Below are 26,197 nucleotides of genomic sequence, written 5' to 3' on the forward strand. Positions count from 1 at the left end.
ATTTTCTATTATTTTTCTACGTTATTTGATACGGTTGTACCGATATTTTCACCAAAGACAACGCGTTTGATATTGCCTGGTTCATTCATATTAAAGACAACCAAGTCAATGTCGTTGTCCATGGAGAGAGTAGAGGCTGTTGAGTCCATGATGCGAAGACCTTTGTTGATCACATCGCGGTGAGTCAATTCCTCAAATTTCACAGCTGAAGCATCTTTTTTCGGATCGGCATTGTAAACACCATCGACCCCATTTTTGGCCATGAGAATGGCATCTGCTTCAATCTCAGCTGCACGAAGGGCTGCTGTCGTATCTGTTGAGAAGTAAGGAGAACCGATCCCTGCACCAAAGATCACGATCCGATCTTTTTCAAGGTGACGAAGGGCACGACCACGGATATAAGGTTCTGCGACTTGTTGCATGGCAATCGCTGTTTGAACACGGGTATCCACGCCAACTTGTTGAAGCGAATCAGCCATCACAAGAGCGTTCATGACAGTACCAAGCATACCTGTGTAGTCTGCTTGAACACGATCCATCCCTGCTTCAGCAGCAGGTTCTCCACGCCAAAGGTTTCCCCCTCCAATCACCAAGGCAATTTCAATTCCAAGTTCATGAACTTCCTTGATTTCTTGGGCCATATTTTGGACAGTTTTGATATCGATTCCGACACCACGTTCGCCAGCAAGAGCCTCACCAGATAGCTTGATTAAGATACGTTTATACTTAGGTTCTACCATTTTCTCTCTCCTTTTTTGATCTGTATTATTTTACCATAAATTACGTTTTTTATATAGTCATATCCATCAAAATTTTCTTTTTTCCATCCGATTAGTTTTACCAACTGTAGCAAATAAAAATGGAGTACAAAAAAAAGCTACCCGAAGGCAGCTTTTCATTTCAATTAAAGTGAGTTAACATCCACTTTGATACCAGGACCTTGAGTTGTAGTCAAAGTCAAGCTAGTTACGTAAGTACCTTTAGCTGTAGCTGGTTTTGCTTTTTGGATTGTGTCGTTGAAAGCTTTAAAGTTTTCAACCAATTTAGTATCATCGAATGAAACTTTACCGATGATCGCTTGAACGATACCTGCTTTATCAGCACGGTAAGTGATTTTACCACCTTTAGACTCTTCAACTGCTTTCGCAACATCCATTGTTACTGTACCAGTTTTAGGGTTTGGCATCAAGTTACGTGGTCCAAGGACACGTCCAAGACGTCCAACAAGAGCCATCATGTCAGGTGTAGCGATAACAACGTCGAAGTCCAACCAACCATCGTTGATTTTCGCAACAAGGTCATCTTCACCTACGAAGTCTGCACCAGCAGCTTTTGCTTCTTCAGCTTTTGCACCACGTGCAAATACAAGTACGCGAGCTGTTTTACCAGTTCCGTTTGGCAATACCATTGCACCACGGATTTGTTGGTCAGCTTTTTTCACGTCGATGTTCAAGTTGTAAGCAACTTCTACAGTTGCGTCAAATTTTGCAAAGTTAGTTTCTTTTGCAAGAGCTACAGCTTCTTCTACGCTGTAGACTTTTGTGCTGTCGATTTTTTCAAGAGCAGCACGAAGTTGTTTGCTTTTTTTAGCCATTTTATCTTTCTCCTTGTAATGTGGTCATATCGATTTTCATCTCCCACGTCACTCGTCATTTGATCAAGTGTATTGCGGGCAAATAGGATTGTTACAATTAGTCAGTAACAGTGAATCCCATAGAACGAGCAGTACCTTCGATCATACGCATTGCAGACTCAATGTTTGCAGCGTTCAAATCTGGCATCTTAGTTTCAGCGATTTGTTGTACTTGTGCACGAGTTACAGTTGCAACTTTCGTTTTGTTCGGTGTACCTGAACCTTTTTCAACACCTGCAGCTTTTTTCAAAAGAACAGCAGCTGGTGGTGTTTTTGTAACGAAATCGAATGATTTGTCTTCATAAACAGTGATAACAACTGGGATGATCATACCAGCTTGATCAGCTGTACGAGCGTTAAACTCTTTAGTGAATCCCATGATGTTGATACCTGCTTGACCAAGCGCTGGACCAACCGGTGGAGCTGGAGTAGCTTTACCAGCAGGGATTTGCAATTTTACAAGTTTTTCGACTTTTTTAGCCATTTCTTAAATCCTCCTTTGTGGTTTTGGCGGTAATTACAGATTTTTACCTCCCACAAGTATGCTTTGTGCATACCTTTCTATTATACACGATTTCTCTTTTTTTGCAAGAAAAAATTAAAATATAGTAAACTTTTTTTTCGTTTTATGATAGAATGAAGCTATGTTAATCAAAGTTGCTTCTGTATTATTTATTTTTTTAACGCTGATTCTGAGCGGCATCATTGTTCACCTCTTTAAACTCCAAAAAAGAGGATGGCGATCCACCGATATTGCCTTTCCTTTATTTGCCTTGGAGTACTACCTGATCTCAGACAGCGCTTTTTACCACAGCCTCTTACCACTATTAGCCTTGAGCCTTTCGCTTTTGGCCTTGGGACTAACGGTTTATTTCTTAAAAAAGAAAAAGAGTTTTTATTATCCGAAATTTATCAAATACTTCTGGCGCGCTGGGTTTCTGGTTACCTTCTTGCTCTATCTGATCCTAACCGCTAGTTTGTTTATCTAATACCAAAAGACAACTCTATCTTTAGAGTTGTCTTTTTTTTATTTCTTCCGATGAAAGAACTTGCCCACCAACTTCTTGAAGACTTGAATCAAGATGAGAGCTAGAGCTGCCATGATGGCGCAGATAAGCAGCGTTTGAAGTCTCAAGGGGCTCATGTTAAAGAATCTACCTAGGATACTACTTGAAACCAGGAAGGCTAGGATATTTCCTAGAAGAACCAGTCTCTTGTAGTGATTGAGAGGCTGGGATTCTTGGTAGATGATGGTAAATCCAACAAAGGCCATCAAGCAGATGGCTGCACTCGAGAGTTCTTCTGACCTCATGCCAAATGTTGAAGAGAGCAATACCAGACTGAAGATCAGTATAAAATCCGTCAAGGCAGCAGGTAGCGCATTTTTAAAGACTGTTTCGATAAAGCGCCCTTTGATGCGCTCGCTATTGGGCTCAAGCGCTAGGAAGAATCCTGGGATCCCAATTGTAAAACCACTGATCAAAGACATCTGCGACGGCATGATGGGATAGGTAAAGGCCAAGAGCGTCACTGAGATGGCTAACAAAATAGAAAAGATATTCTTGATCAAAAAGAGACTGGCTGATCGTTGAATATTATTGACCACCCGCCGACCTTCTGCCACGATGGACGGCATCTTCCCAAAGTCAGAATCTAGCAAGACCACTTGCGCCATCTTTTTGGTCGCATCATTTCCAGATTCCATCGCAATACTACAATCCGCTGTTTTGAGGGCCAGAATATCGTTGACGCCATCTCCGGTCATGGCGACTTTATGCCCCTTTGCCTGCAAGCCTTCTACAAGGCTTTTCTTTTGCTCTGGTGTCACCCGACCAAAGACCGTATATTGGCTCGCCGCTTGGTGCAAATCTTCTTCCGTCAGTAAGGTTCTGGCATCGATTATATCTTCTGCTCCTTTAATGCCTGCTTTTTGTGCAATAGCTGAGACTGTAGCAGGGTTGTCCCCTGAGATAACCTTAATGGTCACTCCTTGTTGTTTAAAGTAGGCGAAGGTTTCTTTGGCATTTTTTCTCAAAGGATTGGAGAGAATAATCCAGGCTACCAAGTCTACAGGAGCTTCTAAAGTCTCTCCCAGGTGTTCTCCCTTATATTTCCCAAAGGCCAAGACCCGATTCCCTGCCTGAGTAGCAGGAGCTATCTCTTGTTCAAGCTCAGAGAAGCCCTCTCGTAAGACAAATTCTGGAGCCCCCAATACATAGATCCCAGATTCAAAGGCAATGGCCCCATACTTTTTCTTAGACGTAAAGGGCTGTATTTCAAGAGCCTTCCAAGGCTGACTGACTGGAGTCTTGTGAAATTTTCGGATGGCATCCATGGTATCGTTTTGATCCATACTAGCTCCTACATACTGAGCTAGAGCTTCCAAGTCTTGAGCGTCTTTAACTGGACGAATCTCTGTTACTTCCATACCCGGCTCTGTAATAGTCCCTGTCTTATCGACACAAAGGACATCCACGCGCGATAAGGTCTCAATCCCCTTCATGCTATTGAGCAGGACCTTTTCCTTGGCCAATCTGACAGCACCCAGAGCCAGCGCCAAGGTCATCAAGAGATACAAGCCTTCCGGAATCATCCCGATCAAGGCCCCGACTGTTGAAGTCACACTGATCTTGAGGCTATCACCTAAGCTGATATAGCTGCGAAGAAAAAGGAGCGAACCTAGCGGAATGATAAGGAGACCAATGATCCCCACGATTCGGTTGACCGCATGGACCATATCGGACTCCTCATGAGACTTGACCTGCTTGGCTTCCAGGCTCAATTGGTTGATGTAGGAGTCGTTCCCAACTTTTTCCAATCGCGCTAGTCCTTGACCAGCGATCACAAAACTACCTGACATGAGCGCATCTTGTGCTCCTTTTTTGACCTCATCAGCTTCACCTGTCAATTGCGACTCATCGACTTTTAGATCGCCCTCCAGCAAGACCCCATCCGCATAGATCTGGTCTCCAGCTTGAAAACGAACTAGATCTCCCTCCACCAGCTGGTCGATAGGTAGAGTGACTTCTTTTCCTTCACGAAGAACGATCGCCTCACTCATGTGTAGAAATTGCATCTGACGCAAGATCCGTCTAGAGCGTACTTCCTGCACAATTCCTACCAAGGAGTTGACCACGACGACCGGGACAAATAAGAGATTGTTCCAAGACTTCACTGCAACAAGTAAGACCGCTAAGACCAGGAAAATCAGATTAAAGTAGGTAAAGACATTGTCTCGAATGATCTGCCCAATACTTTTTTCTGTCTTAATCGTGACCTTATTTTGCTTGCCCTCTTGGATCTTTTTCGCTACTTCTTCCTGACTGAGTCCTTCTAATCTAACCATTGCTTTCCTCACTCATGTATTTCTAAGGGCAATCCTTCTGGATCGAAGAAAAATGCCATCTTCTTGCCATCAAAATCATCATAGCGAAGGCCTGTATTCTCAATACCTAGCTGATCCAATCTAGCTAGATAGGTCTCTACATCGTCCACTTTAAAGGCCAGATGACGCAGTCCCGTATGCTCGGGCAAGGGAAGCTTAGGCCGTTCTGGGGCCGTCGGTTTGATAAAGAGTTCTAAAGTCAGCTCCTCCTGGCGGAGATTGATCAAGATATCTCCGCGTTCAGGACGGTCATACTCACTGACAATCGCAAATTCCAACTGGTCCACATAAAAATGCAACATAGCGTCGCGATCACGTCCAATGATGGCAATATGATGAATCGTGTCTAACTTCATCTGGTCCTACTTTCTATTTTCTATAAAAAGAAAAGGGAGTGGGGCATATGCCCTTTTTCCCTATCCTTATGATTGTTGCAATACTTTTCGAGGCTTGGTCCCTTCAGCTGGTCCAATCACACCCGCTGCTTCCAACTCTTCCATGAGGCGAGTCGCACGGTTAAAACCAACCGATAAGCGGCGCTGGATCATCGAAGCACTGGCTTTTTGGGTCTCGATGACGAGCGCTTTGGCCTCTTCAAAGAGAGGATCACCTTCGTCTGAGCCACCCATACCTCCATCAAAGTCTGACTCGGATACTTCTCCTGGATCAAAGGCATCATCATAATCGGCTTCTGCCTGCTCTTTGACAAAATTGACAATCCGCTCCACATCGTCGTCTGAGATAAAGGATCCTTGTAAACGGATTGGATGATTTTCATCAATCGGTTTAAAGAGCATGTCTCCGCGACCGAGCAATTTCTCTGCTCCATTTTCATCCAAGATGGTCCGTGAGTCGGTTCCAGATGATACCGCAAAAGCGACACGGGAAGGCACATTAGCCTTGATCAAACCTGAGATAACGTCAACCGATGGTCGCTGAGTCGCAAGGATCATGTGGATCCCCGCTGCACGCGCCTTCTGTCCAAGTCGAATAATAGCATCTTCCACTTCTTTACTTGCGACCATCATCAAGTCTGCCAACTCGTCGACAATGACCACGATCAAAGGAAGTGGCACTTGCTTCATCTCAGACTGGACATTGTACTCAGCTACCTTGGCATTAAAGCCAGCAATATTACGAGCACCCACTTTCGAGAAGAGCTCATAGCGATTTTCCATCTCATCAACGACCTTCTGCAGGGCTCGACTGGCCTTGCGTGGGTTGGTCACCACTGGGATCAAAAGGTGAGGAATATCATTGTAGACAGAAAGCTCCACCATCTTAGGATCGACCATCATAAACTTGACTTCGTCCGGACGGGCCTTCATCAAGATACTCGAAATAATCCCATTGACCGCTACTGACTTACCAGATCCAGTAGAACCCGCTACCAAGAGGTGGGGCATCCGAGCCAAATCAAAGGTTCGTGCCGAGCCATCTACAGCCTTCCCAAGAGGAATCTCAAGGAGTTTAGCTGGGTCTGTTTTGGACTGCTCCCACAATTCACGGAAGGAAACAGTCGCAATCTCTGAGTTGGGCACTTCAATCCCGACCAGAGACTTCCCTGGAATCGGTGCTTCAATCCGCACATCCTTGGCTGCTAGTGCCAAGGCCAAATCATCTGCTAGATTGGAGATGCGGTTGACCCGCACACCGACAGCTGGCTTGACCTCATACTTAGTGACAGAAGGACCGATTTCTGCCCGCTCCACTGTCGCCTTGATATTGAAGCTTGCAAAGGTTTCTTCCAAAATACGAATGTTCTGGCGAACGATGTTTTTCTCTTTGGATTGGTTTTTCGGCTTATCAGGTGCGAAGAGATCAATGGTTGGAAGCTTGTACTGGAGGAGTTCCTTAGGTGTGAAATCCACTTGAACTTCTTCCCCATCATCCTCGAATTCTTCGGCTTCCGGAAACTCTTCGTATGCTTCAGGCTCTTCAGGCCATTCTTCATCTGGCAGGTAGATCTCTGGTGTTGTTGGTGCGACAATTTCGGCTTCTGGGAAGGACTCTGTGAACGGCTCCTCCGCCAACACCTCTCCCGTTTCAGGGTCTACAGGATGCCCTTCCATTGAAAGGGGAGTTGGAAGAACTGCACTTGCTTCTTCTTGCTCTCTTTCAGCTGCCGCAGCTTCCTCAGCAGCTCTCGCTTCCTTTTCAAGGAATTTCTGCTCGCGACGTTCTTTGCGTTTTTCCATAGAAGCGTGGAAGGCTTGCGACCCCTTTTCAAACAAATCATAGATGGAGTAAGGACTCATCAAGAGGATCCCCAATCCGATAAAGAGAAGGCCAATAAAATAAGAGCCAATATTTGAAAACAGGAAGGAAATCGGAGCATAAAGAAAGGCACCGATCATACCACCACCAGCAAAGCTCTCCACCCGCAGATGAATCAGGTCTGCCATGATTCTTGAAAAGGTGACCTTGATTCCATTATTGTCTAAATGAAGGGAGGATACAAAGAAGGCCTGAAACATCAAGAGAAGCCCAGCAAAGAAGCTTAGAAATCCTGAAATAACTCCTTCGTGTTTGTCCAGCCATTTAAAGGCGTAGAGGTAGAAAAAGGTCGCTAAAATAGCCAAATAAGCCAAACTCCCAACAAAGAGTCGGATCAAGTTGTAGGCCAAGACCCCTACTGCTCCCAATTTCAAGGCCGCAAAAACTAAAACCAGACTAATCAGAATGGTCACAATCATGCGATGAATTGCTTTTTTTCTTTCTAATTCTGCTTTGGGCAGTCGTCTCGTCGACCGTGTTTTTTTTGATTGATTATTGTTTGCCATAACTTTTATTATATCACAATTCCAAGCCAGTTCTCTAGTAAAATCATTTCCTCAATTTTGCAGTATAAAGTAAAAAACAGCACCGAGTAGGCACTGTTTTAGATGTTTTTCTTGGGGTGGCGGTCAATGGTGGCTTGATAGTCTTTCAGCGCTTGCTTTCCTTTGTCCGTTAACTGATAGCCTCGAATCGCGAACTGTTGCTCCAACTCTTCTTCCGTAAAATGGTCAGCCAAAGTTTGATTCAAATCCTCTGCTTTCATCTTGGACAGACCCACGACTCCCTTCTTTTTGAGAATGGCTTTTTTCATGGTCGCATTGATATGGTCCAATGAATCAAAAGCGGATTCAATAAAAGCATAGCCCTTGTCCACCAAAGCCTTCAGGTGTTCTGAAGCATGAATCCCATAGGTGTATTCAAAATACTTGGGAAACCAAGTCTCTGTCGTAAAGGTTCCAAAATGGATCCGCCACAAAAGAATGATATCTCCAGCAAGCAAATCATCGTGAAGGAGCTCCATATTTCTTTTGGAAACAGGCTTTGGATCCAACAACCAAGCTTCCAAATCTCTCTCAGGTGAAATATAAGGTTTCACCTCGTGATCAGCGTAAAATTTTTCCATTACATCTGAAATAGTCGTCATAAGTCTCTCCTATCTATCATTGATTGTATCATAACAAAATAAAAAGAACCTGTCGATCAAGAAAGATTCCTGATGACAGGTGCCTAATGTAAAATGGATCTTATTCAGATTTTTTATCATCTGGAGTGATGGTATCTAGAACTTGGTCGAATTTTTGCTCTCTTTCCAAGTCATGATCCATTTGAATGATATCTATTTGATCTTGTAAATTTGTCTGCGGAACTTGTGGTTTGTATAGTGAGACAAATCCTACTCCAATCACCAGTAGACTCGCTCCAAGGACGCAAAGTCTTTTGAAATGCCAAGCCATAGGCAAGGGAATTTTTGCTCCGAAACCTGATTTCTTAATCCAATCCGGATGGTCTCGCATCACGCGATTAGCTGCCATCAGAGGCATCAGGTAGCCAAAGAGCGCAATGACCGTTGTCAAACCAATCACCCGAAAACGATTCTGATTGGACGTAGAAACATGGTTCACTTCCATCAAGACCATTCCCACAATCACTAAAATAATGACCAGTAATAAGCCCAAAGATCTCCATAGACCTTCTCTGCGGTAACATTTCAATTCATCAAACGACATCTCGTTAAAATTCTTATCCATTTTTTAACAACTCCTTGTGTTTTTTCAGGCTCTTTCAATTTATCTCAATTTCGATTGGAGGATTTACAGATACCTGTCCTCATCCTTCAAGTATTGTTGCGCCTTTCGAACGATATAGAGCGACTCATCTTCTGAGACTAACTTGCGAAAGAGATCATTGGCTCTGTGCTGATCACCTTTAAGAGTAGCATTCAAGGCTTGGTAGTAGATAATTTCCAACTGCTGGTACTTGAAATCATTGCTTAAATCTTCGAAATAGTCATTGCTTTGATGCGCAATGGTTAAATCATAAAGGGCAAGACAGACCTTTCTTGTTTTCTCAGCCAGTGTCGGGTCTGTGATAGTCAATTCATTCAACCGACCCTCCAGTTCTCCTCTAGACAAATCAGGATCTGTCAGGACAGTTGATCGCATGAGATAACTTTCAAAAAAGTTTTTATATTTCTGCGGATAATCCGTCTGACTAAGTGCTTCCCTAGCTTCTTTTATGACAGTGTCAAAATCTCCCATCATAAAAGAATAGGCAACCGATGTCAGCTTAATATCTATCTGTGAAATAGCTTTTTTCACATTCTTGTTCAACTGAAGGTATTGCTGCCAAAAAGCTAAATCTAAGTCTACATGGAGCAAGGTGTTGCACTTGTTGGTGTAGCTTTTCTTGAGCAAGTGGATAAATAAAAACAAGCCTGCAAGAACCAATGAGACTCCAACAGTCTGAAGAAGAGTATCTCTGACCACTAATCCTATACAAATAATCAGAAGCATTGCCAACAAGCCAGCAGATCTAATATAGAGTCTATAGTTTTTGCGCATTTGACCATAATTCATACAAATCACTCTTTTCTATTCCTGTTTTCAATGTGGCTAGATTCAGTCCTGAAATTCGCCACCTTTTCCATTATATATTGTTTAAACTCTTCATAGGAATGGATTTCATGCTCTTGACCATCTTTTGAGTAGTAAGCATCTATCTTTACTCCAGTAATTCTATCTTGACCGGTAGGAGCAAACCAGTGAAGTAGTTGATCAAAATACTCCGCATTAGAAATAGAGTCTTGACGTGGATATAAAGTATAACCTTCCTTTGAAAGCTTTTCTTTCAATTCAGGATGTTCTTTAAAAATATTTAGATTTACGCTATTTTTATCTCTATACCCATTAAGCTCTATTCTTGACCCAATACGATACCCTGATTTTTTCACTACCAAACCACCTAAATTAGTATAGGAAGTAAGGATTGCGTCAATAGTTGTCACTTCTGTATCTATATTTTCGGGATCAATAAATTTATGATGATCCAAATCATAAAATAATTCATATGATTTTTCTGAATCCTTTGACTCATAATAGCGTAACCATACAAGACTTTGACCTTTATTATTTATCACATCGAAATTTTTCGAGTAAGCTTTTGGAAATTTTTTTCGAATATCTTTTATGAAATTAACTTTCGTTTCTGCCATATCTCTACTTATATCATAATATCGAAATCCAGTGTTCTCTTTCTGTAAATTGTTATTATCTTGTGTTTCATTATAATTAAAACTGACCAAATAACGATTCCCTACAAAATAGAAATCCTTAGCTAAAATATACTCCTTATTATCGCCCCAGTATGAAACATCCTTAATATTCCCTGATTCTACATATTTTGAAGCAGATTCAGTTTTCTTGTGCTGATTCGATTTTGGATATACCAACACGAAAACACACCCTAAAATAAGTAGCAAACTTAATAGCACCACTGCCATCTTACTCTTTAAACATTTTTTCATTCTTTTCCTCTATGAAACCTATCGTTTCTTTCTTAAACAAAACAACTTATCTCCCATCATACCGAATTTTCCATCTATACGCAACTTCCTTCTTAATTAGTGATTTAGTCCAAAAAGAAAACACCCTCGTGGGTGTTGGCATTGATAGACTGAACCGCAATATCATCTTTTAAGTTCTACTTTTCTACCACTATCTATTCTGAAGAAGTCAGCAGACTATTTCCTACTATACCGATGATCACAATGAAGACCCCTAAAAATCCTAGTGGGGTTGGGATCTGATCTCCCAGAAAGAGACAGCCTCCAAATAGGGTGAAGAGGACCTCGCCAGCCTGGGTAGCTTCAACAACAGCTAACTGCTGATGGTTGTGTTTCACCAAGTTGGTTGCTTCAAAGAAGAGCATGGTCGCGATGACTCCGGAAAATACAGCTACGATCAAGGATTGGAGCATTTGTCCACCTGATGGCAAGCCTGCATCTACTCCTGCAAAGACGGATAAGAGCAACCAAAAAGGAACACTCATTAAGGTCATCCCAAAGACCCGTTGGGTCGTTGATAATTGTTCTTCTTTACAATGAGCCAGCATCTTGCGATTTCCCAATGGATAGGAAAAAGCTGCGATCAAAATTAAGATACTAGCTCGCACCACGCCTTCTCCGAGACCTCGTCCAAAATATGGAATTTGAATCAATACGATTCCTAACAAAATCAGTAAAGTCATTCCTAACTGTTTTCTTGGAATCTTTTGGCCAAAAAGTGGGGTCAGAAGGAGACCAGCTAAAATCGTAATCTGCCAGGTCGCAGCAACAAACCATGATTCTCCATAGATAGAAGCCATCGATAAAGGCGCATAAAAGAGACCAAAGCCGACCGTACTCCAGAGCAACCAAGTCCACAGGGCTCGTGCAATTGCTGACAAGACACCCTTCAACTCGCCTTTCTGCCAAACTAAAACAGCCATTATGGGCAAACTAAAAAGGTAGCGTAAACTAGCACTCCACATCCAGGAACCAGCTGCCAGGTTCATACTTCGATTAAAAATAAAGGTAAATGCAAAAAAGAGAGCACCTAGGATACCAAACCAAAGGGCTCTCGCAAAATGTGATGATTTCATTTTTTGATGATCGTTCTCCTGTAGTCATCCTATTATACAGGAATTCGGAATTACTTTCATCTATTTTCTGCAAATTTTCAGAATAGTGTTTTCGCCTTAAATTTTATCCAGATTTGAAAGTATCGCAAAATTAAGGTACAATAGAGAAAGACAACTATGTTGGAAAGGAAGAATATGAAAAAATTAATCGCACTACTATTATTTTCCGGCTTGGCTTTGACAGCTTGTTCGTCTAATAAGACTGACGCTAACTCTTCAAGCTCAAGCAAAGAAAAGACAGAGCAGACAGCAACTTCTAGCTCTAGTGAAAAAGATCAAAAGAAAATTGAACAAGAACAAAAGAAATTAGAACAACTGCGCAAAGATTTTAACGATGCCATGACCAATGAAAATGCCGTCTTCCCACAACTCTCAACTGATGTGGCTGAAGACGAAGCAGAGGTTAAAATCACAACAACTGAAGGCGACATCACTGTGAAGCTCTTCCCTAAATATGCGCCCCTTGCAGTTGAAAACTTCTTGACCCATGCAAAAGAAGGCTACTACAATGGCTTACTTTTCCACCGTGTCATTAACAACTTTATGATCCAAACTGGGGATCCTAAAGGAGACGGTACGGGTGGCGAATCTATCTGGAAGGGTAAAGACAAATCCAAAGATTCAGGTACTGGTTTTGAGAATGAGTATTCTCCATACCTTTACAACCTTCGTGGAGCCCTTGCCATGGCCAATTCTGGTCCAAATACCAATGGTAGTCAATTCTATATCAACCAAAATAAGGATGATATTTCAAGTAAACTCCCAACTGACCGCTTCCCGGCTAAGATCATCGATGCTTATAAAAATGGTGGAAATCCAACCCTCGATGGTGGTAACTACACTGTCTTTGGCCAAGTGATCGATGGCATGGATGTGGTGGATAAAATCGCCTCTGCCGAAACCGATGATAAGGACAAACCAAAAACAGATATCAAGATTGAAAAAATCGAGATCTTAAAAGACTACAATTTCAAGAAATAATGAAAAGAGAACCATGCGGTTCTCTTTTTGTCTTTACGTCAATTCATTAAAGTCCCAGATTTGGTCCATCCAGCCTTCATAGAAGTCTGGCTCGTGGCAAACCATGAGAATCGATCCCTTGTATTCTTTCAGGGCCCGTTTCAATTCATCTTTGGCATCCACATCCAAGTGGTTGGTTGGTTCGTCTAGTACCAAGACATTGTTTTCACGATTCATGAGGAGACAGAAGCGTACTTTGGCTTGCTCCCCACCGGATAGTACCTGAATTTGGCTCTCGATATGCTTGGTCGTCAACCCACAGCGGGCAAGGGCTGCACGGACCTCTGCTTGGTTGAGAGCCGGAAAGGCATTCCAGACTGCTTCAAGCGGCGTCTGACGATTGCCTCCTTCGACCTCTTGCTCGAAGTAGCCAAGCTCTAGGTAATCTCCACGTTCTACTTCTCCAGCGATCGGTGGAATGATTCCCAGCAAGCTCTTCAAGAGAGTGGTTTTCCCGATCCCGTTGGCCCCGATGATGGCTACCTTTTGATTGCGCTCAAACGTTAGGTTCAAAGGCTTGGTCAGAGGGCGATCATACCCAATCTGGAGATCCTTAGACTGGAAGATAAAGCGTCCCGGAGTGCGGGCATTTTTGAATTCAAAGGAGGGTTTTGGTTTCTCACTTTGCAGCTCAATAAGTTCCATCTTATCCAGCTTCTTCTGACGAGACATGGCCATATTCCGAGTAGCCACACGCGCCTTATTGCGGGCTACGAAATCTTTCAAATCAGCAATTTCTTTTTGCTGACGCTCATAAGCCGCTTCTAATTGCGACTTCTTCATTTCATAGACTTCAAGGAATTGGTAGTAGTCTCCAGAATAGCGGGTTAACTGCTGATTTTCCACATGGTAGACGATATTAATCACATCGTTCAAGAATGGAATATCATGGGAAATGAGGACAAAGGCATTTTCATAATTTTGCAAATAGCGCTTGAGCCAATCGATGTGCTCTGCATCCAAGTAGTTGGTCGGCTCATCTAATAGCAAGATATCAGGTTTTTCAAGGAGGAGTTTGGCCAAGAGGACCTTGGTCCGTTGCCCACCTGACAAGGAGGTCACATCCGTCTCCATCCCAAAATCCATGACCCCAAGAGCACGCGCCACTTCATCGATTTTGGCATCCAAGGTATAAAAATCACGACTTTCTAGACGCTCTTGAAGTTCTCCGACCTCTTCCATGAGAGCATCGACATCAGCTCCGTCTTCTGCCATGGCCATATAGAGGTCATTGATCCGAGCTTCTGCTGTGAACAACTCGTCAAAAGCTGTCCGCAAGACATCGCGCACCGTTTGTCCTTCTTTTAGGACAGCGTGTTGGTCCAGGTAACCAGCAGTCACATACTTAGACCACTCGACCTTTCCTTCGTCTGGCTGCATCTTACCGGTCACGATACTCATGAAGGTCGATTTTCCTTCACCATTGGCCCCGACCAGACCGATATGCTCTCCCTTTAACAAACGGAAGGACACATCCTCAAAAATCGCACGGTCCCCAAAACCGTGACTCAAATTTTTCACTTCTAAAATACTCATGCTTGACTCTCTTTCATTGATTTCACTCGTATGATTATATCATCTTCAACTCAAAATGAAAAGGGAGTCCAACCCCCTTTTCTTTTACAAACCTAAGTCTGCGTATGGTTTCCGGTAGCCCACTTGAACCACTTTTCCGTCTTTGACAAGCAGAGGCCGTTTGATCAGCATACCGTCTGAAGCAAGGAGATCCGCTGCTTCTTTCACTGTCAGTTGATCCACCTTATCTTTCAAACCGAGTTCACGGTATTTCATCCCGCTAGTATTGAAGAAAGACTTGATCGGTAGGCCAGACGCTGCCATCCAGTCCTGTAATTCTTGACTAGTCGGTGTTTCGGTTACAATATTTTGGCTCTGAAACTCACATTGGAGACCGTCCAATTCTGATTTAGCCTTTCGACAAGTCGAACATTTTGGGTATTCAATAAAGGTATACATCGATTTCATTTCTCCTTCCAGGTAATTCCTTCGTGTTGTAAGAGCCAGCCTTTGCGATCGAGTCCAGACGCATAGCCTGTCAATTCTCCATTTTTTCCCATCACGCGGTGACAAGGGACTAGAATTGTCAAGGGATTGCACCCAACTGCTTGTCCCACGGCCTGAGCAGAACCACAAGAAAGATCCTGAGCCAGCTGGCCATAGGTCTTGGTCTCACCGTATGGGATCTCTTGCAATAACTGCCACACCCGCTCTTGAAAAGCTGTCCCTTGCGGTGCTAGTGGAAAACTGATAGCGATTGGATCTCCCGCAAAATAGTGGTCCAACCACTCCTTCACCTTCTCATGGTAGGGATGGATCTGCTCCAGCGCCCCAAAAGGATCGGGCGCATCCTCTTTCGGGTCGTAAAAATCAAGCTCTACAAGGCCTTCCTTACTGACAATGATCGAAAGAAGGCCCATAGGGCTCTCATAGAATTGTTTAAGATAGAGTGTCATTGTAGGCCGCCTCTGCTCTTTGGTCCCAGCGGTCCTCTTCTGAGACCACTTGGAACAAACTGGTTTCTGCTTTTCGTTTGATCTTTTGATAAGCCAGACGGACGCCATCAATTGGGACCTTTCCACAATAATGGTAGCCTAATTTTTCAAGCAAATGTTGCATGACCAGATTATCCGGATGCGTATCGCAACGGAAATCAGGCCCTTTTTCCCCTTCGATTAAACCTTGAAGGAAGGTCTGAGCTACCCCTTTGCCAGCAGCTTCTTTGGCTACAGCGACTCGGTGAAAAGTGACATACATATAGTTGTCATGCTCCCACTTGCCATCGTAAATCTCATTATAGGCTGCTTCATTTCCCTTGTGGACGGCAGCATAGGCGACGATTTCCTGATCTTCAACGGCAACATAGCCGCGACTTTCTAGAATATCCTCAAAAATGATCTCTTCATCTGGATAACCATCCTGCCACTGATCGACCTGTCTTTGAGCCAGGCTTTCCTTAGCATCTTGGATGATTTCCATAATTCGCTGGATCTCATTTGGATAAGCCATTCTAATTTCCATCCTGCTTCCAACCTTTCCTACTCTTGATGGTAACGAGCATAAAGCTCACTCTTTTGCAGGCCGTATTGTTTGGCGACCTGTTTGATTGCTTGATTCTTCTTCATGCCCTCTTGGACCAAGGTATCGATCTCTTGGATCAAGTCAACCTCTTCTAAGTCTAACTCTTCTTCTTTGGCTCCTTCGACGATCAAGAGGCACTCCCCTTTGAGGGGATTTTCTTCCAGAAATGCGACTAACTCAGAAATACTGCCACGAGTATATTCTTCGTAGATCTTGGTCAATTCACGAACCAAGACAACCGGACGATCCCCATAGACAGCCAACATATTCTCTAAGGTCGCCTTCACCCGATGGGGCGACTCATAAAAGATCTGGGTCTCCGGATAGGCCACTTTTTCTTGGAAAAAGGCCTTTTGTTGCCCCTCTTTGCGAGGTAGAAATCCATAAAAAATATGAGGTTGAGGGGCTAGGCCACTGGCAATCAAGCCAGTAATCCCTGCACTTGGACCAGGAACAGCTACGACAGGAATCTCGCGTTCAATCGCTGCCTTAACCAAATCATGACCAGGATCAGAGATACTTGGGAGTCCTGCATCTGAGACCTGCGCCAAATCTTTTCCAGATTCTAGATGAGCGATCAGATCTGGAATTTTCTCCTGGGCATTATGCTCATGAAAACTAGTCTGGGGAGTCCTAATCTCAAAATGCTTGAGCAAGAGGCCTGTATTTCTGGTATCCTCAGCTGCGATCAAGTCCACATCCTTTAAGGTCTGGACCATGCGGTAACTCATATCTTCACGATTGCCGATCGGTGTTGGAACCAGGTAGAGGACCCCTGTTTTCTTTTCCCCTTTAAAACTTCGTTGGATCTGCATGCTTACTCCCTAAATAACAACTCGTCACAAAACATACACTCTTCATCGTTCTCACGGCGTTGGCCGTAGGAATAAGTACAAATATGAAAACCATCATTGTAAATTCGTTGCAAATTTTCACGGCCATGGTGTTGTGACTTTGTGGAGGAGGTCTTCTCAACTTCCCCCAAACGCTCTCTCAATTTATCATTTTCTAAGCGAAGAGCTGTATTTTCTTCGATGACTTGTTTCAAATTTTTCTTGATGGCTTCGACTTCAGCCAAGGTGACCAACAAATTCTGAGAAAAGCCGTCTAAAGCATCAAATAATTCTTTTTTATTCATTCTGACTCCTTAACTTTCTAAGCTCAAAACCATATATTCTAGAGCATTTTGAAAAGAAACATTGGCCTTCCACATCCTGCGAGCAAGACTCAATTTTCCCAGTAGCTGCTGGGATCTGTTCAAGCGCAACTGCTCTTCTAAAGCCAACTCCATCAAACGAAAGGCCTGGCTTTGTTTTTCCTTATCATCTGCTAGGCTCACTAAGCGGGTCACTTCCAAATAGGCACGATTCAAATTGGATTGACAACGTTCGATGAACTGATCACAAATTTTGGCCAGTTCAAAAAACGTAGCATTCTTTTTTTGTTGCTCTGCTTCTTCGAGACTAAAACTAAAACGAGCTACTAAATTTGCCTGTGATTTAATCAAGCCTTCTTTTTCTAGCAGTTCGGTTAGGTAGGCTTGCTTTTTAGGAAAATGGACCTGCTGGGCCCGACTTTTGATGGTCGGTAAGATCAAGTTTTCATCGGATGTCAACAAGAAGAGATAGATCTCACTCTGGGGTTCTTCCATGACTTTTAAGAGAGAGTTGGCCGCATTGGTATGCATCTTATCCGCATCTTGGACGATAAAGACCTGCCGACTGCCTTCAAATCCTGATTGAGAAAAATCTTGAACCAGCGAGCGAATGCGGTCAGTCTTAATGATCTGGTTGACTGGACGCACGATCTTTACGTCTGAGAATTCTTCTTCGGCAATCAAGCGGCAGGAACGGCATTTGCCACAAGGCCAGACTCCCTGCAAATCTTCGCAAAATTGACTTTGAGCTAGCAAGAGGGCCATCTCAAAACTGGCAAAAGAACCCGTAAAGAGATAAGCATGACTGAGCTGTTTGTGTTCTAAGATCTGGGTGAAGCGCTCCACCAATTCTGGCTGGAGCTGTTGGATCTCTTCTAGCTTCATTTCAATATCCCCAAGCGATTTTCTAAAACAGCCAAAACATCCGCAAAGACTGCTTCAAAGGATTGACTGGCATCGATTTTCACAATGCGCTCTGGTTCCTTTTCGTACAAGGCCAAATAACCTTGTCTGACTTTTTGGTGAAGCTCCAATCCTTCCAAATCCAAACGATTGACTTCCCGCTCTTGGTTTTTGGCAATTCGAGCGAGCCCTTCTTCGACATCCAGATCAAAGTAAAGGGTGAGATCTGGTTTAAGACCATCTGTCGCGAATTGATTGAGCCACTCGATATCTTCCACACTCAGACCGCGACCATACCCTTGATAAGCGACCGAGCTATCAATAAAGCGGTCCATCAAGACGATTTTCCCAGCTGCAAGGGCCGGTAAGACACGTTCCACCAAATGCTGCCGGCGACTAGCAATATAGAGCAGCAACTCGGTCTTGGCATCCATACTAGTATGGTCTGGATCTAAAATGACTTGGCGGATCTTTTCTGCAATGTCTACACCGCCTGGTTCACGGGTTGTAATAAAAGGAATTCCTTTTTCTTCAAGTAGAGGCAAAACGGCTTCTAGGACCGATGATTTTCCCGCTCCTTCTGGACCTTCAAATGAAATTAATGTACCGTTTACCATAGTATCCTCTTTCTAGTTTTCTTCTTTTTATTTTACCAAAAATAAGGGTAAAAATCTTGTATTTTAGGAGAGAAAATTTTTCAAAGTCATTTTCATTTTTTCACTTTTTTGTTACAATGATCTTATAAAGTTTTAGGAGACAACCTATCATGTTTAAATTTAAAGATATTCTGGCTATCATCTTGGGGGCCGGCATTTTTTCATTTGGGATCTATTTTTTGGTCATTCCCTTTCACTTCTATGAAGGAGGAGCAACAGGGATTACCTTGATCACCTATTACCTCTTAAAAGTCCCCGTATCCATCATGAACTTACTGATCAATATCCCTCTTTTCATTCTGGCTTGGAAGCTGCTGGGTAAGAAATCTCTTTATCTAAGCTTACTGGGGACCTTTTCGGTTTCCGCTTGGATGGCAATTTTTGAGGCCATGCCCCTCAGTCACCGCTACCATCACTTCATCTTTGAAGCCTTTAAAGGAGATATTCTGCTTGCCTGTATTGCCTCAGGGGTTGTGCTTGGTTTGGGGCTAGGGATCATCTTCAATGCTGGAGGAACCACGGGAGGAACAGATATCCTCGCTCGCATCTTTAACAAATACACTTCCCTCAGTATGGGGAAACTCATGTTGATTGTAGATGCCATTGTTCTGACAACTGTGGTTGTTGTCTTCCAAGATGTTCGTACCGCTATGTATACCCTCTTCTTTATCCTGATTGACACCCTTGTCATCGACTTGATTGGGGAAGGTGGTTTTGCTGGAAAAGGCTTCCTTATCGTTACCTCTAAACCAGAAGAAATTGCCAAAAAGGTATCTGACGATCTGGGTCGCGGGATTACCTTTATCCGCGGGATGGGCTATTACAGCCGTAAGGACCTGGATATTGTCTACTGTGTCGTTTCACGGAATGAGATGAAACAAATGAAAGACATCATCAATCAGATCGATCCATTCGCCTTCATCACCATTTCTGAAGCCCATGAAATTCTCGGCGAAGGCTTCACTTTAGATAAAGAAAAACAACCCATTAACCGTTAATAGAAAAAATAAGGCTAGATTCTCATCTAGCTTTGTTTTTCTATTTACGATTTTCCTTAGGTGAGTACGGACGTCAGGTGAAATTATCCAGTGGATGATTTCAGCAATCCAGGAAGTTCCATGACTAAATCAAGATACAATCCGCGACCCGTATTCAATTAGTTTTGAGCCCCTTCGCTTTTTAATTTCTAAGCTCAGGCTAAAACAGTTCCCCAAACTGTTTTACTCTCAAAAATTCCGAGAGCATGAAACATACTTGTTTCATGCTATTTTCTCACGGTGGAAAATCTTAGAATACACGTCATAATTAATAAAATCATAATTATTTTTACAGAATTTATTAAGTTACTTTATACAAAAATCAGACTGGATTGTCATCCAGCCTGATTTTTTATTAAATTGCTTTTGCGGTTGTTCGAGTGATTTCATCGACTTTCAAACCGTTGGCTTCAAATTTACTACGGATTCCTTCTAGATCTGTCACCCCATCAATTTGAACTTCGATAACCACACGATCATCTTTGGTTGGGATATTGACTGTATTGGCGATGTTATACCCTTCTTCTACAATCAAGTGAATGATTTGTTCTAGAACTCCAACCTTATCTTCTGTCACAAAGCGAACACGAACTCCTTCTTCTCCATAACCGGATACTTCAAGGAAGGCACGGAAAATATCACGGTCTGTGATGACACCGGATACTTGGTCATTGTCCACGACTGGAAGAATTCCCACCTTGTTCTTATACATGAGATAGGTCGCATCTTCTAAGCTCGCAAATTTAGAGACGGTAATGACATCGCGAAGCATGACATCTTTGACCTTGGTCTTGTTCAACAGATAGTTCATCTCGAAAATAGACAAGCTTGTTGCTTTAGATGGACTTGCTTCTGCAATCGTACCTTCTGTCACCAAACCAACCAATTTATCGTTTTCAATGACTGGCAAACGGTGCAAACCTTGTTCGCGCATCAAATCTGCCGCGTGGGCAATTGTAGTATCTGGACTAATGTAAACCACTTTACGTGTCATAAAATCTTTAACAGCCATAACAAGTTCTCCTATGCTTTTATTAGTTTTATTATACTTGATTTTAAGAATGATTTCAAACGCTTTCAGCAGTTTTCTCTTGTTTTCAAAATTTAGAAAAATCAAACACACGTACCTTTTTATGCAACATTTAATCTTGTAAACTAATCTTAGTCACTAGTAACCGATTTATTAGAAGATAAGGAAAGTACAAATACCACAATGGATAATAATAAGAATATACCCCAGGCAAACTGAGAGTTCCACATAGATAAACTTGTAAATAAAATAGTTGCTATTGGCATTGATAATACTGATATAACCTTAAAAAAACTACTAGTTTGTGCAAGAATATCCGGTGGAAGTTTTGCCATTAAGAGACTATTTAATTTGGGATTTACCTTACTACTAAGATACATCATGAATGCCAACACACTAAAGGAAATAATTTCCAAACCATTTATCCAACCACATATTCCTATGACTATTAATAATCCACTATCTATTTGAAGTATTTTAATAAGTGATAGTTTAGAAAAATAATCATTAGGGGTCATTCCACCAATTAGGGCTGAAACAAATAATATTGTTTGAAGTAAAAATACCGACTGAGCAAAAGATAAACCAAAAGGAGTTATTTCTGTAAATTTCAGATTGTACATTATTAAAATAGCACTGCCTAACGAATTTAATCCTAAAATTGAAAAAATCATTAGACCAAAACGTACTTTCTCTTGATATTTAAATATACTTTTACTATTTTTGTAAAGGTTCTTAAGTTGTGAGATAAACCCATTTTCTGGTGAATAATTAACTTCTGGATGTGTCAATTGTCTTTGGATTTTAAGCAATACCATCGATGATAATAAGAAACTTATAGCATTTATCGTAGCTAAAAAGAAGAAATTATTATGAGAAATCGTTAGTAACCAAACTCCCAAAGTTTGACCAGAAATCAAAGTTATTTGACTAATTACTTGATCAAAAGAGTACGCTTCCATCAGCTCTTCTTCGGGAATGTGGGACTGAAACATGGGTAATACTAAGCCTCTTCTGTACTCTGCAATACAATCTGATAGGATGTTAATGAAACATACAATCGAGAAAACTAGCCATGAATTTTCTTTCGATAAGAACGCAACCATAATAAATAATACTGCTTGTATATATCCTAATAATAGCAACCACAATTTCTTATTCTTTGTTTTGTCAGCCTGCATTGCAATAAAAAGAGCACAAATCGTTGGAATATATTGTATAAAACTTGCTACACCAACCGCCAATTTACTATTCGCCATACTTGCTGCAAAAACTACAAAAACAAGATTATAAATAGTTGATCCTAAATCATCGAAGAAACTAGACAAGACCAGATTCCTAAAAAAAATATTTCTTAAAAAAACTTTCATCTGCTATACCTTTCTAGTAGAAACTTGATATACATAACTTCATTCAAATAAAAAAATATTTTTAAGTTTTTCAGAATTACTTTTTCTTTTATATGAATTAACGAAATATCGAAGTATTTAATTGTTATATCTAAATATAGTTTACTACTAAATTTTAAATATTTAACAGAGTTTCAAATATGAAATATCCTATCTCATACATCTGATCTTTTGCCTAATTTATATGTATCCCAAACTGGTCCAATTTTACCTCTAAAATATTAATCAGTTGACTATCACCAACAACTCGAAGAGACTCTATAAATTGTTTAATTTCCTTTTTAGAATTTTTTGACTTTAAGTAACCATTTACTAATTTTAAAAATTTCAACAACATGATTTCTAGCATATCATATGGGAAAAGAAGCTTTTCTAGCTCGAGTATAAACAATGGAACTTGAGTATCAATTTTTCTTAAAATTAATTCGCCAATTAAATTTATGTACGTTAATTTTAAAGAACTTAAATTGTGTTTAAGAAAATTATAATCTTTAGTCCTTTCCGCAAGCTGATCTCCAAAAAATAATAAATCTTCATCAGAAATTAAAGTCATTGTATTTCCAAATACATATAATTCAAACCATGTCCAAGATTCAATTGAAAATAGATAATCTACCAATACTTTTCTATCTTCTATATTTATTTCATAGTTTTGATCTAATGAATGAATCGCATTTTCAATAATAAACGACTGAATTCTTTGATATTGATCCGTCTCTTCACTCTGTAATACTTCGGTTAATAGATACTCTAATCCTTTAATATCCTGTTTCAAAAATAAAGTGGATATCTTCTTACCTAAAATAATATCTTTAGGTAATTCATAATTATTTAATTTATGGCCAAACTCTTCAAAAGTCATGTGAATTGATTCTATCGCTATTAATAATTTATCAGCACTTAACATTGTTTGCCCATTCTCAAATTTAGACAATTGTGCTATGCTTAATCCTTTTCTAGCAACATCCTTTTGTTTTAAGCCTCTGGCGATTCTTAGTTCCTTATATAATTCACCCAATTGAATTTTTCGATCTATATGCATAACTTATTATCCATTTCAGTCATTAGTAATTACGTTTATTTTACCAAATTAATAAAGGAAATTATATATTTTAAATTATTTTACTAAGAAAAAATCTCAGCCAGTACAAATGAAAAAAGAAAGGCCTTCAGGACCTTTCTTTCGAACATATTCAAACTGTTTTTCCTATAAAATTAGATTAATGTTTCTTCATAATAGAAATTATGCTATTTTTGAATCATTAGGAGTATATAGAAACTTTCCGCCGTGAGAAAAGTGCTTGAAACAAGATTATTTCAAGCACTCGGGAGTTTTGAGACCTTAGGCTCAAAACTAAGTCATGGAACTTCGTAGAAGTTCGCTGACGTCCGTACTCACCTAAGGAAAGTTTTTAAATTATCTTTGTCATCAATCCGAAGAAAGGTCTTCAGGACCTTTCTTTTTAATATTCTAGTGAACTTTAGAAATCTTATCCACCAAGGTAGGCCTTGCGGACTTCTTCTGAGGCTAAGAGTTCTTTTCCTGTTCCGGTAAGAACGACTTTCCCTGTTTCCAAAACATAACCGCGGTCTGCGATGGCAAGAGCCTTGTTGGCATTTTGCTCGATCAAGAGAACCGTTGTCCCTTGTTTTTGGATATCTTGGATGATATCAAAGATTTCTTGGATAAAGATTGGAGCCAATCCCATAGAAGGTTCATCCAGAAGCAAGAGTTTTGGCGTTGACATAAGTGCACGACCCATTGCTAGCATTTGTTGTTCCCCACCAGATAGGGTTGCTGCATCTTGGTTCTTCCGTTCTTCCAAACGTGGGAAACGGGAGAAGACTTTCTTCAAGTTAGCTTGATTTTCTTCTCGATCTTTCTTCAAGAAAGCTCCCATCTCCAAGTTTTCCATAACAGTTAAGCCTGGAAAGACGTGGCGGCCTTCTGGAACTTGAGAGAGTCCTGCTGCTACAATCTTTTGAGCCGGAACCTTTTGAATCTCCTGACCCAAAAACTCAATTTTTCCAGCACTTGGACGCACCAAACCTGAAATGGTACGAAGAATAGATGTTTTCCCAGCACCGTTAGCACCGATAAGAGAAACAACTTCCCCTTCGTTTACCTCGAAACTGACATCACGGACAGCCTGGATCATGCCATAGTGTACAGAAAGATTTTCAACTTTTAACATAGACATTAGGCTTCACCTCCTAGATAGGCTTCGATTACGCGTTTGTTGGTCTTGATTTCATCTGGCGTACCATGGGCAATCAAGCGACCATATTCCAATACATAAATCCGTTCTGTTACTTCCATGACCAAGCTCATATCGTGCTCGATCAGCATGATCGTAATATTAAATTCTTTTTGAATGCGACGGATCAATTGGGTCAATTCTGCTGTTTCTTGAGGGTTCATCCCTGCAGCAGGTTCATCCAAGAAGAGGATTTTTGGCTCTGTCGCAAGGGCACGAACGATCTCCAAGTGACGTTGTTGTCCGTAAGCTAAGTTTTTGGCCAAGGTATCTGCTTCTTTTTCCAAACCAAAAATCGCTAACAATTCAAGGGCTTTCGCTTTCAAAGCTTCTTCATTCTTGTAATAGCTTGGCAAGCGGAAAAGACTCGCAAAGACATGTGGTTTGTGGTGATTAGCAAAGGCAATCAAAACATTGTCCAAAACGCTCAAATCTTTAAAGAGACGAATATTTTGGAAAGTCCGTCCCAGACCACCTGCAGCGATTTTATAGGGTGCTTTACCATTTAGCAGCTGAGCATCTAAGGTAATAGTTCCTTCACTTGGTTCATATACCCCTGTTAGGAGGTTGAAGAGGGTTGTTTTACCGGCACCGTTTGGTCCGATCAATCCAACCAATTCCCCTTCATTGAGTTCCATGGTCACATCACCAACGGCTGTCAAACCACCAAAGTTTTTTGTTAAATTTTTTACTTCAAGAAGTGCCATTAGTTAGCCTCCTTTTTTGAGAGTAGTTTTTTCAAGCTGAATTCCCATGTTCCAAGAAGACCACCTGGACGGAAGATCATCACGAGAATCAAAGCCAATGAGTAAATGATCATACGGACACTTGAGAAGTCTTGAAGCACCATGTTCAAGATACCCAAGACGATGGCTGCCACAACTGTTCCGGACATTGATCCCAAACCACCAAACACGACAATGATCAAGACATTAATAGTATTGGTGAAAGAGTAGTCTTTAGGAACAACAGAGCCGATAAAGCCGGCTTGGAGAGATCCAGCAATCGCCGCTGTGATCGCACCAAATACAAAGGCGATGACTTTGACTTTGGTCGTATTGATCCCAACAGATTCTGCCGCGATTTCATCTTCACGAACAGAAAGGGTAGAGCGTCCAATTGGACTGCGTAAGAAGTTAATCGTAAAGATCGTTGTAATGACAACAAAGAGGTAAACCAATTGCCAAGTTGTAAAGGCTGGCAAACCAAGGATCCCAGCAGCACCATTTGTTAGAGTACCACCATTGACGATCAAGATCCGGATGATTTCAGAAACCCCAAGTGTCGCAATCGCGAGGTAGTCCCCTTTCAAACGAAGGGTTGGAACCCCAACGATCAAGGCAACGACACCAGCAATCAAAGCCCCTAAAACCATCGCGCCAAAGAAAGCCCCGTAGGTTGGTGATTTGGAACCGAGAATGGCTGCAGAGTAGGCACCAATCGCCATAAATCCGGCATGTCCGAGTGAGAATTGACCTGAGAAACCAACAATGAGGTTCAAGCCAACTGCAAGGATAATATTGATTCCGATTTGTTCTAAAATTTGGATATAGAAGAGGTTGAGCACACCCGCTGCAACCAAGACTTGGATCAAGGCAAAACCTGCGACCAAAAGACCAAGCCAGACTAAATTCACTTTTAAATTTTGTTTCATGGC

At 41.6% G+C, this 26,197-nt stretch carries 27 protein-coding genes and 2 pseudogenes; 3 read left to right on the forward strand and 26 right to left on the reverse strand.

The window, feature by feature from the left end; genetic code table 11:
* Nucleotides 1-8: 8 nt before the first annotated feature.
* The 3 genes from pyrH to rplK form a co-directional block, all read right to left on the reverse strand.
* Nucleotides 9-740 (reverse strand): UMP kinase, encoded by a 732-nt coding sequence (gene pyrH / locus HMPREF2832_RS08860; protein WP_003005706.1) that lies wholly within the window; start codon nucleotides 738-740, stop codon nucleotides 9-11.
* A 164-nt stretch (nucleotides 741-904) separates the two neighbouring features.
* Nucleotides 905-1,594, reverse strand: a complete 690-nt coding sequence (rplA, locus tag HMPREF2832_RS08865; protein WP_003005355.1) for a 50S ribosomal protein L1 — start codon at nucleotides 1,592-1,594, stop codon at nucleotides 905-907.
* A 97-nt stretch (nucleotides 1,595-1,691) separates the two neighbouring features.
* Nucleotides 1,692-2,117, reverse strand: a complete 426-nt coding sequence (gene rplK, locus HMPREF2832_RS08870; protein ID WP_003005369.1) for a 50S ribosomal protein L11 — start codon at nucleotides 2,115-2,117, stop codon at nucleotides 1,692-1,694.
* A 160-nt stretch (nucleotides 2,118-2,277) separates the two neighbouring features.
* On the opposite strand from rplK, the gene HMPREF2832_RS08875 reads away from it, so the two are divergent.
* On the forward strand, nucleotides 2,278-2,622 hold the full coding sequence (locus HMPREF2832_RS08875; protein WP_049472904.1) for a DUF3397 family protein: 345 nt from the start codon (nucleotides 2,278-2,280) through the stop codon (nucleotides 2,620-2,622).
* Nucleotides 2,623-2,660: 38 nt separating this feature from the next.
* On the opposite strand, the gene HMPREF2832_RS08880 is transcribed toward HMPREF2832_RS08875, so the two are convergent.
* The 9 genes and pseudogenes from HMPREF2832_RS08880 to HMPREF2832_RS08915 all read right to left on the reverse strand — a co-directional run bounded on the left by HMPREF2832_RS08880 (nucleotide 2,661) and on the right by HMPREF2832_RS08915 (nucleotide 11,936).
* Complete coding sequence (locus tag HMPREF2832_RS08880; protein WP_070506808.1) at nucleotides 2,661-4,979, reverse strand: HAD-IC family P-type ATPase; 2,319 nt, start codon at nucleotides 4,977-4,979, stop codon at nucleotides 2,661-2,663.
* A gap of 8 nt (nucleotides 4,980-4,987) precedes the next feature.
* On the reverse strand, nucleotides 4,988-5,374 hold the full coding sequence (locus HMPREF2832_RS08885) for an SMU1112c/YaeR family gloxylase I-like metalloprotein (protein WP_049495991.1): 387 nt from the start codon (nucleotides 5,372-5,374) through the stop codon (nucleotides 4,988-4,990).
* Between the two features lie 66 nt (nucleotides 5,375-5,440).
* Nucleotides 5,441-6,895: pseudogene (locus tag HMPREF2832_RS10605) on the reverse strand (DNA translocase FtsK); the annotation flags it as partial.
* 149 nt (nucleotides 6,896-7,044) lie between these two features.
* Nucleotides 7,045-7,801, reverse strand: a pseudogene (locus HMPREF2832_RS10610) (DNA translocase FtsK); the annotation flags it as partial.
* Nucleotides 7,802-7,899: 98 nt separating this feature from the next.
* Nucleotides 7,900-8,442 carry a hypothetical protein gene (locus tag HMPREF2832_RS08895; RefSeq protein WP_049495989.1) on the reverse strand — a complete coding sequence of 181 codons (543 nt, stop codon included), beginning with the start codon at nucleotides 8,440-8,442 and terminating at the stop codon, nucleotides 7,900-7,902.
* Nucleotides 8,443-8,542: 100 nt separating this feature from the next.
* Nucleotides 8,543-9,046 (reverse strand): hypothetical protein, encoded by a 504-nt coding sequence (locus HMPREF2832_RS08900; protein ID WP_049495986.1) that lies wholly within the window; start codon nucleotides 9,044-9,046, stop codon nucleotides 8,543-8,545.
* Nucleotides 9,047-9,109: 63 nt separating this feature from the next.
* Complete coding sequence (locus tag HMPREF2832_RS08905) at nucleotides 9,110-9,874, reverse strand: hypothetical protein (protein WP_070506812.1); 765 nt, start codon at nucleotides 9,872-9,874, stop codon at nucleotides 9,110-9,112.
* A gap of 5 nt (nucleotides 9,875-9,879) precedes the next feature.
* The gene (locus HMPREF2832_RS08910; protein WP_070506817.1) at nucleotides 9,880-10,821 is read right to left on the reverse strand and encodes a hypothetical protein; all 942 of its coding nucleotides are present in this window, start codon (nucleotides 10,819-10,821) and stop codon (nucleotides 9,880-9,882) included.
* 194 nt (nucleotides 10,822-11,015) lie between these two features.
* Nucleotides 11,016-11,936 (reverse strand): DMT family transporter, encoded by a 921-nt coding sequence (locus HMPREF2832_RS08915; RefSeq protein ID WP_070506821.1) that lies wholly within the window; start codon nucleotides 11,934-11,936, stop codon nucleotides 11,016-11,018.
* A gap of 174 nt (nucleotides 11,937-12,110) precedes the next feature.
* Here HMPREF2832_RS08915 and HMPREF2832_RS08920 point away from each other — a divergent pair, with 174 nt between their 5' ends.
* Nucleotides 12,111-12,956 carry a peptidylprolyl isomerase gene (locus HMPREF2832_RS08920; protein WP_070506826.1) on the forward strand — a complete coding sequence of 282 codons (846 nt, stop codon included), beginning with the start codon at nucleotides 12,111-12,113 and terminating at the stop codon, nucleotides 12,954-12,956.
* 33 nt (nucleotides 12,957-12,989) lie between these two features.
* Here HMPREF2832_RS08920 and HMPREF2832_RS08925 read toward each other — a convergent pair whose 3' ends face one another.
* From HMPREF2832_RS08925 to tmk, 8 genes are all read right to left on the reverse strand, one after another.
* Nucleotides 12,990-14,531, reverse strand: a complete 1,542-nt coding sequence (locus HMPREF2832_RS08925; RefSeq protein ID WP_070506831.1) for an ABC-F family ATP-binding cassette domain-containing protein — start codon at nucleotides 14,529-14,531, stop codon at nucleotides 12,990-12,992.
* Nucleotides 14,532-14,615: 84 nt separating this feature from the next.
* Complete coding sequence (locus HMPREF2832_RS08930; protein WP_003013024.1) at nucleotides 14,616-14,969, reverse strand: arsenate reductase family protein; 354 nt, start codon at nucleotides 14,967-14,969, stop codon at nucleotides 14,616-14,618.
* Nucleotides 14,970-14,974: 5 nt separating this feature from the next.
* Complete coding sequence (locus tag HMPREF2832_RS08935) at nucleotides 14,975-15,466, reverse strand: methylated-DNA--[protein]-cysteine S-methyltransferase (RefSeq protein ID WP_070506837.1); 492 nt, start codon at nucleotides 15,464-15,466, stop codon at nucleotides 14,975-14,977.
* Nucleotides 15,450-16,031 carry a GNAT family N-acetyltransferase gene (locus HMPREF2832_RS08940; RefSeq protein ID WP_049516212.1) on the reverse strand — a complete coding sequence of 194 codons (582 nt, stop codon included), beginning with the start codon at nucleotides 16,029-16,031 and terminating at the stop codon, nucleotides 15,450-15,452. The genes HMPREF2832_RS08935 and HMPREF2832_RS08940 overlap by 17 nt, the downstream gene beginning before the upstream one ends.
* 17 nt (nucleotides 16,032-16,048) lie before the next feature.
* A complete protein-coding gene (rsmI, locus tag HMPREF2832_RS08945) occupies nucleotides 16,049-16,906 on the reverse strand; it encodes a 16S rRNA (cytidine(1402)-2'-O)-methyltransferase (RefSeq protein ID WP_049497827.1) in 858 nt (285 codons plus the stop codon).
* Between the two features lie 2 nt (nucleotides 16,907-16,908).
* Nucleotides 16,909-17,229: a DNA replication initiation control protein YabA gene (gene yabA, locus HMPREF2832_RS08950; protein WP_049497826.1), complete on the reverse strand. Its 321-nt coding sequence runs from the start codon at nucleotides 17,227-17,229 to the stop codon at nucleotides 16,909-16,911.
* Between the two features lie 9 nt (nucleotides 17,230-17,238).
* Nucleotides 17,239-18,132 carry a DNA polymerase III subunit delta' gene (locus tag HMPREF2832_RS08955; protein ID WP_070506842.1) on the reverse strand — a complete coding sequence of 298 codons (894 nt, stop codon included), beginning with the start codon at nucleotides 18,130-18,132 and terminating at the stop codon, nucleotides 17,239-17,241.
* The gene (gene tmk / locus HMPREF2832_RS08960; RefSeq protein ID WP_049472085.1) at nucleotides 18,129-18,767 is read right to left on the reverse strand and encodes a dTMP kinase; all 639 of its coding nucleotides are present in this window, start codon (nucleotides 18,765-18,767) and stop codon (nucleotides 18,129-18,131) included. Before tmk ends, HMPREF2832_RS08955 begins: the two co-directional genes overlap by 4 nt.
* Before the next feature lie 149 nt (nucleotides 18,768-18,916).
* Here tmk and HMPREF2832_RS08965 point away from each other — a divergent pair, with 149 nt between their 5' ends.
* Complete coding sequence (locus HMPREF2832_RS08965; protein ID WP_070506848.1) at nucleotides 18,917-19,804, forward strand: YitT family protein; 888 nt, start codon at nucleotides 18,917-18,919, stop codon at nucleotides 19,802-19,804.
* A 394-nt stretch (nucleotides 19,805-20,198) separates the two neighbouring features.
* Here the strand turns inward: HMPREF2832_RS08965 and HMPREF2832_RS08970 are convergent, their stop codons facing one another.
* The 6 genes from HMPREF2832_RS08970 to HMPREF2832_RS08995 all read right to left on the reverse strand — a co-directional run bounded on the left by HMPREF2832_RS08970 (nucleotide 20,199) and on the right by HMPREF2832_RS08995 (nucleotide 26,194).
* Nucleotides 20,199-20,855, reverse strand: coding sequence for a CBS domain-containing protein (locus HMPREF2832_RS08970; protein WP_003005183.1), 657 nt, complete (start codon nucleotides 20,853-20,855; stop codon nucleotides 20,199-20,201).
* A 149-nt stretch (nucleotides 20,856-21,004) separates the two neighbouring features.
* Nucleotides 21,005-22,243, reverse strand: a complete 1,239-nt coding sequence (locus HMPREF2832_RS08975; RefSeq protein ID WP_045759741.1) for an MFS transporter — start codon at nucleotides 22,241-22,243, stop codon at nucleotides 21,005-21,007.
* A 214-nt stretch (nucleotides 22,244-22,457) separates the two neighbouring features.
* Nucleotides 22,458-23,324, reverse strand: a complete 867-nt coding sequence (locus HMPREF2832_RS08980) for an Rgg/GadR/MutR family transcriptional regulator (RefSeq protein ID WP_045759742.1) — start codon at nucleotides 23,322-23,324, stop codon at nucleotides 22,458-22,460.
* A 448-nt stretch (nucleotides 23,325-23,772) separates the two neighbouring features.
* Nucleotides 23,773-24,483 carry an ABC transporter ATP-binding protein gene (locus tag HMPREF2832_RS08985; RefSeq protein WP_003005434.1) on the reverse strand — a complete coding sequence of 237 codons (711 nt, stop codon included), beginning with the start codon at nucleotides 24,481-24,483 and terminating at the stop codon, nucleotides 23,773-23,775.
* Nucleotides 24,483-25,247 carry an ABC transporter ATP-binding protein gene (locus tag HMPREF2832_RS08990; protein WP_049471818.1) on the reverse strand — a complete coding sequence of 255 codons (765 nt, stop codon included), beginning with the start codon at nucleotides 25,245-25,247 and terminating at the stop codon, nucleotides 24,483-24,485. Before HMPREF2832_RS08990 ends, HMPREF2832_RS08985 begins: the two co-directional genes overlap by 1 nt.
* Entirely contained in the window at nucleotides 25,247-26,194 is a 948-nt protein-coding gene (locus tag HMPREF2832_RS08995) for a branched-chain amino acid ABC transporter permease (protein ID WP_003008278.1), read from the reverse strand. The genes HMPREF2832_RS08990 and HMPREF2832_RS08995 overlap by 1 nt, the downstream gene beginning before the upstream one ends.
* Nucleotides 26,195-26,197: the final 3 nt, after the last annotated feature.

The sequence above is a fragment of the Streptococcus sp. HMSC073D05 genome (genome assembly GCF_001812015.1).
Classification (GTDB): Bacteria; Bacillota; Bacilli; order Lactobacillales; family Streptococcaceae; genus Streptococcus; species Streptococcus parasanguinis_D.